Source organism: Variovorax sp. Varisp53, assembly GCF_059491555.1.
In genome coordinates, this window is the sequence record NZ_CP168512.1 from 2,982,245 (window position 1) to 2,995,009 (window position 12,765).

Annotated in this window: 13 protein-coding genes; 10 read left to right on the forward strand and 3 right to left on the reverse strand. The window is 67.3% G+C overall.

Annotation, left to right across the window (positions count from 1 at the left end):
• Complete coding sequence (locus ACEOAB_RS14015) at positions 1-429, reverse strand: GNAT family N-acetyltransferase (RefSeq protein WP_413749315.1); 429 nt, start codon at positions 427-429, stop codon at positions 1-3.
• 110 nt (positions 430-539) lie between these two features.
• On the opposite strand from ACEOAB_RS14015, the gene ACEOAB_RS14020 reads away from it, so the two are divergent.
• The 9 genes from ACEOAB_RS14020 (at position 540) to ACEOAB_RS14060 (ending at position 9,112) form a co-directional block, all read left to right on the forward strand.
• On the forward strand, positions 540-806 hold the full coding sequence (locus ACEOAB_RS14020) for a hypothetical protein (protein WP_413749314.1): 267 nt from the start codon (positions 540-542) through the stop codon (positions 804-806).
• A gap of 38 nt (positions 807-844) precedes the next feature.
• Entirely contained in the window at positions 845-1,345 is a 501-nt protein-coding gene (locus ACEOAB_RS14025; protein WP_413749313.1) for a P-loop nucleotide/nucleoside kinase family protein, read from the forward strand.
• Positions 1,346-1,446: 101 nt separating this feature from the next.
• Positions 1,447-2,454 (forward strand): LLM class flavin-dependent oxidoreductase, encoded by a 1,008-nt coding sequence (locus ACEOAB_RS14030; protein WP_413749312.1) that lies wholly within the window; start codon positions 1,447-1,449, stop codon positions 2,452-2,454.
• 33 nt (positions 2,455-2,487) lie between these two features.
• Entirely contained in the window at positions 2,488-3,825 is a 1,338-nt protein-coding gene (locus tag ACEOAB_RS14035) for an LLM class flavin-dependent oxidoreductase (protein ID WP_413749311.1), read from the forward strand.
• Positions 3,825-4,367 carry a GNAT family N-acetyltransferase gene (locus tag ACEOAB_RS14040; protein WP_495653788.1) on the forward strand — a complete coding sequence of 181 codons (543 nt, stop codon included), beginning with the start codon at positions 3,825-3,827 and terminating at the stop codon, positions 4,365-4,367. Before ACEOAB_RS14035 ends, ACEOAB_RS14040 begins: the two co-directional genes overlap by 1 nt.
• Entirely contained in the window at positions 4,364-6,199 is a 1,836-nt protein-coding gene (locus ACEOAB_RS14045) for an amino acid ABC transporter permease/ATP-binding protein (RefSeq protein ID WP_413749309.1), read from the forward strand. The genes ACEOAB_RS14040 and ACEOAB_RS14045 overlap by 4 nt, the downstream gene beginning before the upstream one ends.
• Positions 6,200-6,236: 37 nt before the next feature.
• The gene (locus tag ACEOAB_RS14050) at positions 6,237-7,154 is read left to right on the forward strand and encodes an ABC transporter substrate-binding protein (protein WP_413749308.1); all 918 of its coding nucleotides are present in this window, start codon (positions 6,237-6,239) and stop codon (positions 7,152-7,154) included.
• A gap of 9 nt (positions 7,155-7,163) precedes the next feature.
• Entirely contained in the window at positions 7,164-8,108 is a 945-nt protein-coding gene (locus ACEOAB_RS14055) for an ABC transporter substrate-binding protein (protein ID WP_413749307.1), read from the forward strand.
• Positions 8,105-9,112, forward strand: coding sequence for an LLM class flavin-dependent oxidoreductase (locus ACEOAB_RS14060; RefSeq protein WP_413749306.1), 1,008 nt, complete (start codon positions 8,105-8,107; stop codon positions 9,110-9,112). The genes ACEOAB_RS14055 and ACEOAB_RS14060 overlap by 4 nt, the downstream gene beginning before the upstream one ends.
• A gap of 137 nt (positions 9,113-9,249) precedes the next feature.
• Here ACEOAB_RS14060 and ACEOAB_RS14065 read toward each other — a convergent pair whose 3' ends face one another.
• Positions 9,250-11,949 carry a bifunctional acetate--CoA ligase family protein/GNAT family N-acetyltransferase gene (locus ACEOAB_RS14065; protein WP_413749305.1) on the reverse strand — a complete coding sequence of 900 codons (2,700 nt, stop codon included), beginning with the start codon at positions 11,947-11,949 and terminating at the stop codon, positions 9,250-9,252.
• A gap of 85 nt (positions 11,950-12,034) precedes the next feature.
• Here ACEOAB_RS14065 and ACEOAB_RS14070 point away from each other — a divergent pair, with 85 nt between their 5' ends.
• Positions 12,035-12,529 carry an arsenate-mycothiol transferase ArsC gene (locus ACEOAB_RS14070; protein WP_495653789.1) on the forward strand — a complete coding sequence of 165 codons (495 nt, stop codon included), beginning with the start codon at positions 12,035-12,037 and terminating at the stop codon, positions 12,527-12,529.
• 22 nt (positions 12,530-12,551) lie between these two features.
• On the opposite strand, the gene ACEOAB_RS14075 is transcribed toward ACEOAB_RS14070, so the two are convergent.
• Positions 12,552-12,758 carry a dodecin gene (locus ACEOAB_RS14075; RefSeq protein WP_056518453.1) on the reverse strand — a complete coding sequence of 69 codons (207 nt, stop codon included), beginning with the start codon at positions 12,756-12,758 and terminating at the stop codon, positions 12,552-12,554.
• Positions 12,759-12,765 lie beyond the last annotated feature (7 nt).

Sequence of the window (12,765 nt, forward strand, 5' to 3'; positions counted from 1 at the left end):
TCAGCGTACCAGCGACTTCTTCATGTACGCCAGGTAGAAACCGGGCGCGTAATCGTCGATGCGGGCGAACTCCTCGTAGCCGTGCTTCAGGTAGAACGGGCGCGCCTGCCACTCGAAGGTGTCCAGCTTTGCGTTCTTCGCACCCAGCGCGATGGCTTGCTGCTCGGCCTCGGCCAGCAGGCGGCTGCCAAGGCCCGAGCCTCGCGCGTCTTCTTCGACGAAGAGCACTTCGATGTTGAGCCAGTAGAGAAACACGAAGCCGCGCAGTCCACCGAGGAGGCGGCCGTTCTCGTCCCTTGCGTTGAGGCGGATGTACTGCTGTTCGGGGTACTCGCCGACGAAGCCATAGTTGTAGTGGCGCAGCTTGAGGCCGAGCTCGCCGGAGCGGACTTCTTCAGGCGTGGCGGGGGCAATGGTGAGGTTTTTCATTCGGGAGAAAAGCTGTGCGATGGAACGGCGCAACTCTACCGGCCCGCCCGAAGTCCGAACCCGAACTGCAGCCCGCTCACGCCCTTCCATCGCGAACCTCATCAGGTAACTTGGAATCCGTCTTTGGAAAAGCGGTGGCACTGCACAGAATCGGCCGAAGCGCTCGTTCGACCATTGCCATGCCACTGCGTACCTTTCATCTTTCTCCGTCGGCCCAGGGCCGCAAAGTTCTTGCCCTGACAGCCACTGCCTGGCGCATTCCGCCGCGCTCGGCACGCGAAGTGGCGCGCCGGGCGCCGCATGGCTATATGCCTGTGCGGGCGCTGCGGCGGCTTCATGCGGCCGCGGTGCTGGCCTTGCTGCCCCATTCGTGGTGAACTTGGCGCCAGGGCCATGAACCTGGAGACAAGAGAAGATGCTGATCGTTCTGGGCGGTCTGCCGGGCACGGGCAAGACCACCATCGCGCGCGAGATCGCCGAACTCGTGCCGGCCGTCTACCTGCGCATCGACACCATCGAGCAGGCGCTGCGGTCGGCCAGGGTGCTGGCCGGTGACGTGGGGCCGGCCGGCTACATCGTGGCCTATGACCTGGCCCGCGCCAATCTTTCCCTGGGGCAGGCGGTCGTGGCCGACTGCGTGAATCCCTTGCCGGTAACGCGCGAGGCCTGGCGCACTGTCGCGGCAGATACCGCGTCGCGCATCGTCGAGGTCGAGATCGTGTGCTCCGATATCGCTGAACATCGGCGCCGCGTCGAGCAGCGCAGCGTCGACGTGCCGGGCCTCGTGCCGCCGACGTGGGCCTCGGTGCAGCGCCACGACTACGCGCCCTGGACCACCCAACGCCTTGTCATCGACACCGCAACCCTCAGTACGCGCGAGGCCGCGCAATCGATCCTGTCCCACGTGCGCGACTGAGCATTCAGCAAATATCGATATAGAAATTCAGCGCAAACGGTGCGCGCGATGCCTCGGAGAATTTGCAGCAATTCTTTCCGAGGCGTCTTTCGCCGCATACCGTGTCCTACTCGCTGTCCCTGCTCGACAAGAGCCTGATTCCCGAAGGCGCCGACGCCGCTCAAGCGTTCCAGCACACCATTGCGCTCGCGCAAAGCGCGGAGCGACTGGGCTACCGCCGCTACTGGCTCGCCGAGCATCACGGCAACAGGAACTACGCGGGCTCCGCCCCTGAAGTGCTGGCCGCGCATGTGCTCGCGAAGACCTCGCGAATCCGCGTGGGCACGGGCGGTGTCATGCTGCAGCACTACAGCCCGTTCAAGGTGGCCGAGACCTTCCGCGTGCTGGCCTCGCTGGCACCGGGGCGCGTGGACCTGGGCATCGGCAAGGCGCCCGGCGGCCTGCCGCTGACGAGCAAGGCGCTGCAATGGCTGCACGATCCGGTGAAGGCGAAGGGCGAGGACTTCGGGCTGCGCCTGGCCGAGCTCGATGCCTTCCTGCACGATGGCATTGCCTCCGGCCATGCGCTGGCCGGCGCGGTGGCCACGCCCAATCCACCGCAGCTGCCGCAGCGCGTGCTGCTTGGCGGCAGCCCTGAAAGCGCGGTGCTGGCGGCGCGCCTCGGCTGGGACTTTGTCTATGCGGGGCATTTCAATGGCGACCCGGTGAATCTCGCGCAATCGATCGAGGCCTACTGCGCCGAGACGGGCCGCGCGCCGCTGCTTGCACTTTTCGCCTTCGCGGCCGAGACGCACGAGAAGGCCGCGGAGCTTGTCGGTGCGCTGCGCAGCTTTCGCGTGCACCTGCCCACGGGCCAGAGCGTCAACCTGCCGAGCCTCGAAGCGGCCGCCGAGTTCGCGCGGCAGGCCGGCGTGAGCGACTACCGCACCGAAGAACGCCGCCCGCATGTGATCGCAGGTACCGGCGAAGAGGTGCGCGACGCGCTCGACGCGTTGAGCGAGCGCTACGGCATCGAGGAGTTCGTCATCGACATCCCCGTGGCCGGTTTCGCCGAGCGCCACGCCTGTGTCGAACTGCTCGCCAAGGCACGCGAACCCGCGCTGGCCTGAGCCCTTTCTTTCAACCTCACAAGAACGATCGTCATGAACAACATCAAGTTCGGCGTCATGCTGCAGGGTGCCGGCAGCCACATGAATTCATGGAAGCATCCGGGCGGGCCGGCCGACGCCAGCGTCAACCTCGACTTCTTCGTGCGCACCGCGCAGAAGGCCGAAGCGGCCGGCATCGCCTTCGCATTCGTGGCAGACGGGCTCTACATCAACGAAAAGTCGATCCCGCATTTCCTCAACCGTTTCGAGCCGATCTCGATCCTGTCGGCGCTCGCCACCGTGACCTCGAAGATCGGCCTCGCCGGCACCGTCTCCAGCTCGTACAGCGACCCGTTCACGGTGGCGCGCCAGTTCGCCTCGCTCGACCTCATCAGCGGCGGGCGCGCCGGCTGGAACGTGGTGACCACGCCGCTGGAAGGCAGCGCGAAGAACTACAGCCGCGCGCACCCCGAGCACGCGCTGCGCTACGAGATCGCCGACGAGTACCTGGCCGTGACGCAGGGCCTGTGGGACAGCTGGGACGACGACGCCTTCGTGCGCGACCGCGAGAGCGGCCGCTTCTTCGACCGCGACAAGCTGCACACGCTGGACCACAAGGGCCGCTTCTTCGAGGTGTCGGGTCCGCTGAACATCCAGCGCTCGCCGCAGGGCCAGCCGGTGATCTTCCAGGCCGGCTCGTCGGACGCGGGCATCGGGCTCGCGGGCAAGTACGCCGACGCCGTGTTCACGCACTCGCCTTCGCTGGAGGACACGCGCTCCTTCCTGCGGCAGGTGAAGGCCAGCGCCGTCGCCCAGGGCCGGCAGGCCGGCGACGTGAAGATATTTCCCGGCATCGGCCCCGTGGTCGCGGCCACCGAGGAAGAGGCCGAGGCCAAGTACCGTGCCATCCGCGAGCTGCTGACCGTGGAAGAGGCGCTGGCCTACCTCGGCCGCTTCTTCGACCACCACGACTTCAGCCAGTACCCGCTGGACGCACCTTTCCCAGATCTGGGCGAGCTCGGACGCAACAGCTTCCGCTCGACCACCGACCGCATCAAGGCCAACGCGAAGGCCAAGGGCCAGACGCTGCGCGAAGTGGCGCTGGAAGTGGCCACGCCGCGCACGCAGTTCGTGGGCACGGGCGAGCGCATCGCCGACGAGATCATCCGCTGGGTGGACGAGGGCGCGGCCGACGGCTTCATCCTCGGTTTTCCGGTGTTGGGGCAGGGCCTGGACGACTTCATCGAATTCGTGATTCCGGCACTGGAGGCGCGCGGGCGCTACCAGCGCGAGCTGCCCGGCCAGACGCTGCGCGACCACCTGGGCCTGCCGCGCAAGGCAAGCCGCCACGCGGCGCAGGAAGCTGTGCCCGCAGTGCGGAAGGCCGCGTGATGAGCGAGCAGTTCCTCTACACCACGCCGCTCGATCCGCGCGCGACGCCGCTGATCGAAGGACTGACCTTCGAGTACGACAGCCGCTACGGCGACGTGATGCGCGAGCCGGGCCAGCCGCGCGAGATGGAGCGCTACCCCGCCGAGGCGTTCTCTCCCGCGCAAGGCGGCAACTTCGTGCTGCTGCTGCGCGACGGCGTGGCGATCGGCGGCGGCGCCATCATGCGCCATGACGAGCGCACGGCGGAACTCAAGCGCGTGTGGACGCATGCAGACCTGCGGCGGCAGGGCCTGGCCAGCAAGGTGCTGGCCGAGCTGGAAGCGCAGGTGCTGCGGCAGGGCTATGAGCGCATCTACCTGACGACGGGCTTTCGCCAGCCCGAGGCCGTGGGCCTGTACCTCGGCCATGGCTACACGGCGCTGTTCGATCCGCCCATCGACCCCGAGACGCCGCGCAAGCTGCCTTTCGAGAAATACCTGGACACCGGGCGCCAGCACGGGCTTGCTGCTTCAGGGCAACTGGTCGGAGCGGCACAGCGATGAACACCACCGTTCTCGACGCCGGCGCCGAGCCGCGAAACCCCGCACCGGTGCGCGCACCGCAGCCGCAGCGTTCTTCCCCGCCCGCGGCGCCCCCGGCCAATGGCGACTACTCGCACTTCCGCATCGTGCCGGCCCGGTACCCGGCGCGCACCGCTGGCACCATCTTCGCGGTGCTGGTCATCGGCGTCGTGCTGCATTCGACGCTCACCAACCCGCGCTGGGGCTGGGGCGTGTTCGCCCAGTGGTTCTTCGCCGAGCCGGTGCTGCAGGGCCTGGGCCGCACGCTGCTGCTGACGGCGCTGGGCGCGCTGCTGGGCTTCTTCTTCGGCACCGGTCTGGCGCTGGCGCGGGTGTCGCGCTCGCCGCTGCTGGCGCGGCTCGCGTGGGTGTTCACCTGGATCTTCCGCTCGGTGCCGGTGATCGTGCTGCTGCTGATCATCAACAACCTCGGCTACCTGTACGAGACGGTGACGCTGGGCATTCCGGGCACCGACGTCACATTCTTCTCGTACCCGACCACGCAGCTGATCAGCCCGTTCGTGGCGGCACTGCTGGGCCTCACACTGAACCAGGCGGCCTTTGCCTCGGAGATCGTGCGCGGCGGCATCCTTTCGGTGGAGCAGGGGCAGCTCGAAGCGGCTGCGGCCCTGGGGCTCTCGCGCGGGCGGCAGTCGTTCCGCATCGTGCTGCCGCAGGCCATGCGGACCATATTGCCGACGGCCTTCAACGACATCATCGGGCTGGCCAAGGGCACCTCCAACCTCTACATCCTGGCGTTGCCGGAGCTCTTCTACACGATCCAGATCATCTACAGGCGCAACCTGGAAGTGATTCCGCTGCTGATGGTGGCCACCGTGTGGTACCTCATCATCCTCACGGTGCTGTCGGTGGTGCAGCACTATGTGGAGCGGCATTTCTCGCGCGGGGCGCTGCGCAATCCACCGAGTTCGCGGCTGGGTCGCGTGGTGGGCAGCCTATGGCGTTCGAGGGTGTCGCGGCCGGCTTCCGTGGTTGACGCGCCTGCCGCCGATGCCCCCGCGCAGGTACCACGCTGGACCGATCCGCTCACGCAGGGCGGCGAGGTCACGATCCACGGCGTTTCGAAGAGCTTCGGCACGCTCAAGGTGCTCGACGACGTGACGCTCACCGTGGGGCAGGGCAGCGTGACGGTCATCCTTGGCCAGTCGGGCTCGGGCAAGTCGACGCTGCTGCGCGCCATCAATCACCTGGAGCGCGTGGACGACGGCTTCATTGCCATCGACGGCGAGCTCATCGGCTACCGCCGCGATGCAGACACGCTCTACGAGCTGCACGAGAAGGAAATCCTCAAGCGCCGCGTCGACGTGGGCATGGTGTTCCAGAACTTCAACCTGTTCCCGCATCTCACGGTGCTGGAGAACATCGTCGAGGCGCCGGTGTCGGTGCGCGGCCTGCCGCGCGCCGAGGCCGAAGCGCTGGCCTCCGAGCTGCTGGTGCGCGTGGGCCTGGGCGACAAGACGCATGCCTATCCGCGCCAGCTTTCCGGCGGCCAGCAGCAGCGCGTGGCCATTGCCCGCGCGCTCGCACTCAAGCCCAAGGTGCTGCTGTTCGACGAGCCCACCTCGGCGCTCGACCCCGAACTGGTGGGCGAGGTGCTGGCCGTCATCAAGGAGCTGGCGCGCTCGGGCACCACGCTGGTCATCGTGACGCACGAGATCGGTTTTGCGCGCGAGGTGGCCGACACCATCGTCTTCATGGAGCGCGGCCGCATTCTCGAAACCGGCACGCCCGACAAGGTATTCAACGCGCCGGAGCACCCGCGCACGGCCGAGTTCCTGGCCAAGGTTCTTTGATTCCTTCTCCTTTTCCCTCTCTACTGCATCGCTCTTCATGATCCATCGACGAAACATCCTGTCCGCTCTTCTGGCGACGTTGCTGCCCCTGGTTGCCCTGGCGCAACCCGCCGCCGATCTGAGCCCCGAGCAGGCCGGCCGGCCGCGCACGCAGAAGCTCGACGAGGCCGTCAAGCTCGCGAAGGACTTCAAGTTCCAGAAGGAGGGCGTGCTCGTCGTCGGTACGACCACCGGCCGCCTGCCGTTCGCGGCCTATGCGACCGACACGAAGACGCCCGTGGGCAACGCCCCCGACATCGCCCAGCTGGTGGCCGACAGCCTCGGCCGCAAGCTGGAGCTGGTGTCCACCGCCTGGGCCGATTGGCCGCTGGGCCTGCAGTCGGGCAAGTTCGACGTGGTGGTGTCCAACGTGACGGTGACGGAGGAGCGCAAGGAGAAGTTCGACTTCTCCACCTACCGCAACGACCAGATCGGCATCTACGTGAAGTCCGACAGCAAGCTTGGCGCCATCAAGGAGCCGAAGGACATCGCAGGGCTGAAGGTGATCGTGTCGGCCAGCACCAACCAGGAGCAGATCCTGCTGCGCTGGAACAAGCAGAACGTGGCGGCCGGGCTGAAGCCGGTCGAGATCCAGTACTACGACGACGATGTGGTGCAGCGGCTGGCGATCCAGTCGGGCCGCGCCGATGCGTACGTGGGCCCGAACGCCATCGCGGCCTATGAGGCGCGCGACGGCAAGACGAAGCTCGCGGGTGTGTTCTCTGGCGGCTGGCCGCAGAACGCCGAGATTGCAGTCACCTCGCGCAAGGGCTCGGGCATTGCAGACGCCATCACGCTCGCACTGAACGCGCAGATCAGGAACGGCAACTACGCCAAGGCGCTTTCTCGCTGGAACCTGAACTCCGAAGCCATCGAGGCCTCGCGCACCAATCCGCCGGGCCTGCCGAAGAACTGAGCGATGGGCATGACTTTCAAGTACGCACCGGGCGCCTGGATCGCCCGCAGCTTCGTCGCACTCACGCTGGTTGCCGGCGCGGCGCAGGCCGCCGACAAGTTCGACTTCAGCCCCGAGCAGCGCAGCCGCCTGCGCGCCGGCAAGGACACAGAAGCCGTCAATGCCATTCCATCGAGCTTCAGGTTCGTGAAGGAAGGTGTGCTGACCGTCGCCATCGCGCCGTTCGCGCCGCCCATCTCGACCTACGCCACCGACGCGAAGACGGTCGTCGGCTTCGACGCCGACTTCGCGCTGCTCATCGCCGATGCGCTGGGCCTGAAGCTCGACCTGCAGCCCATCGCCTGGGCCGACTGGCCGCTGGGATTGAGCTCGGGCAAGTACGACGCGGTGATCTCCAACGTGGGCGTGACCGAGCAGCGCAAGGAGAAGTTCGATTTCTCGACCTACCGCTTCGGCCTGCATGGCTTCTATGTGCGCACCGACAGCGCGATCAAGTCGATCAAGGAGCCGAAGGACGTGGCGGGCCTCAAGCTGACGACCGGCGCCGGCACCAACCAGGAGCGCATCCTGCTCGAATGGAACCGGCAGAACGTTGCGGCGGGTTTGAAGCCCGTCGAGATCCAGTACTACGACGACGATGTGACGCGCACGCTGGCGGTGGTTACTAAGCGGGTCGATGCCAATTTCAATCCTAATGCGCCGCAGGCCTATGAGGCGGCGAAGAACGGGCAGATCCGTTTGGTCGGCACGGTCAACGCGGGCTGGCCGCTGAAGTCGGACGTGGCCATTGCCACACGCAAGGGCAGCGGCCTCGCGGTGGCGCTGACCACCGCGGCCAATGGCCTGATCCGCAACGGTGCCTACGCCAAGGCGCTGGCGCGCTGGAGCCTCGCGGAAGAAGCCTTGCCGAAGTCGGAGACCAACCCGCCCGGTTTGCCGAAGTTCGCGCCATGAGCATCCGCCATCTTGCATTTCTCACGCCCGGCAACTACGCCGAGGGCGATCCGCACACCGGGCTCGAAGCCGCGCTGAAGCTCTTCGAATTCGGCGAGAAGCTCGGCTTCAATGGTGCATGGGTGCGGCAGCGGCACCTGGAGCGCGGCGTGTCGTCGGCCGCGACCTTCCTGGCCGCCGCAACGCAGCGTACGCGTCGCATCGAGCTGGGCGCGGCGGTGATCCAGATGGGCTACGAGAATCCGTTCCGGCTTGCCGAAGACCTCGCCACGGTCGACGTGCTCTCGCGCGGCCGGCTGCAGGTGGGCCTGAGCGCGGGCGCGCCGCTGCATGGCGCGCTGTTGGGCAATCGCTTCCACGACGCGGCGCCGAACACCATCGACTTCACGCACAAGCGCGTCGGGCGGCTCAAGGCCAACCTGGAGGACACGCTGCTCGGCGATGAGCAGACCTTTGTCGAGTCGGCCGGCGGTCGCGTGCGGCCGCGCATTCAACCGTATGCGCAGGGCTTGACCGACCGGCTCTGGTACGGCGGCGGTTCGCTGCGCTCGGTCGAGTGGGCGGGACGCAATGCGTTCAACCTGCTGCTGGGCAATGTGCTGTCGGGCGAGACCACCGACGACTTTTTGCAGGCGCAGCTGGGCCTCGTCGAGCGCTATCGCGCCAGCGAAGTGGATGGGCGCGGGGGCAGGGTGGCGCTGGGCCGCGTCATCGTGCCGCTCGATGGCGCAGATGCCGCCACGCGCAAGCGCTACCGCGAGTTTGCGGCCGGCCGCGTCGAACGCACGCTGACGCCGCAGGGCGAGCGGCGCACGCTGTATGCGGCCGACCTCGTGGGCACGTCCGACGAGATCCTGCAGCGCCTGCGGCGCGACCCGGTGCTGCCGCATGTGAGCGAGTTGCGGGTGGAGCTGCCCTATAACTTCAGCGGTGCGGAATACGAACAGATCCTGACCGACTTGTCTGGCCGCATCGCGTCGGAACTCGGTTGGCGGGCGCTTTGAACTGGAGGATGGAGAGAGAAGAGAGGCCCTGAGGCGTTGAGTTCGAGGTGAGTCGGAGTCGGGTTGCGCTTTAATTCGACGGGCGACTTTTCGACGGGCCTTCGGCCCGTTTTTTTCTTTCCAGGAGAAGGCGAGCCCTACAGCATGTATGTCACGAGCTTGAAGTCCGGGTCCTCGGGGAAGGGCTTCACCGTGAAGCCCAGCCGCCGCACCAGCTTCAGCATGTCGGGGTTGTTGGCCAGCACCAGCCCGTCGATTTCCGCGAGGCCCTTGTCGCGCGCCACGTCGATGATGCTTTCCATCAGCCGCGAGCCGATGCCCTTGCCGCTGAACTCGTCGGCCACCACCAGTGAGAACTCGCAGCTGGTCTGGTCGGGGTTGGTGACGTAGCGCGACACGCCCACGATGTGCTCGCTCTCGAGCACGGTGCCTTCGGGCGACACGCTGCGCTCCAGCATCACCGCCACCAGCGCCATCTCGCGGTCGTAGTCGATCAGCGTGAAGCGCGACAGCATCGACGGCGGCAGTTCGTGGAAGCGCGAGACGAAGCGAAACCAGCGGCTCTCGGGCGAAAGGCCCTGCACCAGCGCCTGCAGCATCTGGGCGTCGTTGGGGTGCACCGGCCGCACGATGTAGGTGCCGCCGCCGGTGCCCGGCAGGGGCCACTCGCGTCGGTAGCGCGCGGGGTACGGCATGATCGCCAGATGCTGGTAGCCGTTGCCCAGGTGGCCCGCCGCCGCCTGCGTGCTGCTGCCGATCACGATGCGCGCATCGACAGACACCGCGCCCGACTCGTCCACGATGATCGGGTTGATGTCCATCTCGCGCAGCTCGGGCAGCTCGCACACCATTTCCGACACGCGCAGCAGCACGTCTTCGATCGCTTCCATGTTCACGGCACTCGCGCCGCGCCATTCGCCCAGCGTCTGCGCCACGCGCGAGCGCTCGATGAGCCGGTGCGCGAGAAACTGGTTGAGCGGCGGCAGCTCCATTGCGCGGTCGTTCAGCAGCTCGATCATGGTGCCGCCCGCGCCAAACACGATGACCGGGCCGAAGGGCTCGTCGGTCACCATGCCCACGTAGATCTCGCGGCCGCGCCGCGCCCGCACCATCTTCTGCACGGTCACGCCGTTGATGCGCGCCTCTGGCGCGAGGCGGGCCACGCGCTCCATCATCTCGATGTAGGTGTCGCGCGCGCCGGTGCCGTTCATCACGTTGAGCGCGACGCCCTCGACGTCCGACTTGTGCGGGATGTCGGGCGAATCGATCTTCAGCGCCACCGGAAAGCCAAGCTGCGTCGCGATCATCATCGCCTCGCTGGCGCTGCGCGCGAGCATCGTGCGCGTGATCGGAATGTGGAAGGACGACAGCAGCGACTTCGATTCCATCTCCGTCAACACACGGCGCCGCTCGGCCAGCACGCTTTCGATCAGCAGGCGCGCACCCTCGATGTCGGGCTTGGCCAGCGCCGACAGCGGCGGCGGCGTCTGCTGCAGCAGCTGCTGGTTCTGGTAGAAGGCCGCGATGTTGCCGAAGGCGCCCACCGCGGCTTCCGGCGTGCGAAAGCTCGGAATGGTTGCCTCGGCCAGCACCGAGCGCGCCTTGCCGACGGAAGAGTCGCCCATCCAGCAGGCCAGCAGCGGCTTGTTCATCGGCCGCGGAATGTCGGCCAGTGCTTTCGCGGTGGCGGCCGCATCGGCGCCGGCCTTGGGCGAGAAGATGGCGAGCACGCCGTCGACCTGGCTGTCGGCCGAGGCTGCGTCGATGGCGGCGCGGTAGTGCTCGGGCAAGGCCTCTTCAGAAAGGTCGATCAGGTCGGCCAGCGAGGCGAGCGGGGGCAGGGCGGGCTGCAGCACTTTCTGCGCGGGCGCGGAGAGCTTGCCCAGGTCGAGCCCGATCTCGTTGATCCAGTCGGCCGCCAGCACACCGGGCCCGCCGCCGTTGGTGACCACCGCAAGCCGCTTGCCCACGGGGCGGTAGCGCGAGGCCAGGCACTTGGCGGCCGAGAACAATTCGACGAAGGAACGCACGCGCACGGCGCCTGCGCGGCGCAAGGCGGAATCGAACACGTCGTCGCTGCCCACGATGGCCGCGCTGTGCGTCTGCGCGGCCTCGTTGCCCGCGGGCTTGCGGCCGGCCTTGAGCACCACCACCGGCTTGGCATGCGAAGCCGAGCGCAGCGCGCTCATGAAGCGGCGCGCGTCGGCAATGCCTTCGAGGTACACGATGATGCTGTGCGTGGCCCGGTCGTTGGCGAGGAAGTCGAGCACCTGCGGAATGTCGACCGAGGTGTGCGGACCCAGCGACACCACGCTGGAAAAACCGACGCCGTTCTGCCGCGCCCAGTCGAGCATCGAGGCCGTGAGCGCACCCGATTGCGACACCAGTGCGAGCGGCCCCGGCTTGGCCAGCGGACCGGCCGCACTCGCATTCAGATGCAGCAGCGGCCGCTGGAAACCGAGCGAGTTCGGCCCCAGCAGATGCACCCCTTCGCGCTGCGCGATCTTGCGCCACTGAGCTGCCTGGTCCGCGCCGATGCCGCTCGAAAGAACCGCTGCCGCCGTGCAGCCGATGCGCCCCGCGATTTCAAGTGCGGCAGCCACGTCGCGCGGTGCCAGCGCGATCAGTGCGAGGTCGGCATGGGTATGGGCCAACTCTTCGAGCGTGCCCTTGGTGCGCACGTCCAGAAAGCGCAATGTGCCGTCGAAGCGGTCGGCGCGAAAGGCCTCGCGCAGCGTGTGGCCCGCCGGAGTCTGGCCGCCCGGATCGTCGGCGTGGCCGACGAAGGCCACGATGGAGGCGGGCGCGAAAAGCGGGGTCAGAAAATGCTTGTCCATGCCCCCAAGTCTGCACCGTTCGCCGGCCGTTGTGCAGTGCGATGGTCAGGACGGATTCAGCCCGCTTGGCTATAGTCAAGGTTCCATGCAAAAACGTATCGGCGTGATCTTCGTCTCGCGACGAAATTCATTACGCAGCATCCTGGCCGAAGCGTGCCTCGCGCACCTGGACCCGAAGCGGTTCTCGGCATCTTCCTGCGGTCAACCCGGGCAGGTCGCCCGCGAGTTCCATCCCGCGGCCGTCGCCGCATTGAAGAGCACGAGCATCCCCGTGCCGCTGCGGCCGCCGCGCAGCTGGGACGAACTGGTGCGCGCGAATGCAGCGGCGGCAGACTTCGTCATCACGCTGGATGCAACCACCGAATCCCGCCAGCCGCCATGGCCCGGCCAGCCCGACGCGGCGTTGTGGGCCTACCCGGACGTGGCCGATGGCAGCGACCTCGACAAGATCGCGCACGACGCGATCCAGATGCTGTTCTCGCTGCGCCGCCGGCTGGAGCTGCTCGTGAGCCTGCCGATACAAGGGGTGGATCGCTCGGCCGTGCGCTCCGACGTGCGGGACCTGGGGTACTTGCGCTAGCGGGCCTGCGCGTCCGTTCGCTTCACTCCAGCGTGAAGCCGATCTTCAGCGTCACCTGCCAGTGCGCCACCTTGCCGTCGACCACATGCCCGCGTGTCTCGGTCACGGTGAACCACTGGATGTTGCGCACCGTCTCGTGCGCCTTGGCGATGGCCGCCTGCACGGCATCTTCGATGCCCGTCGGCGAAGAGCCCGTCAGCTCGAGCGATTTGTAGACATGGTTGGACATGGGATCG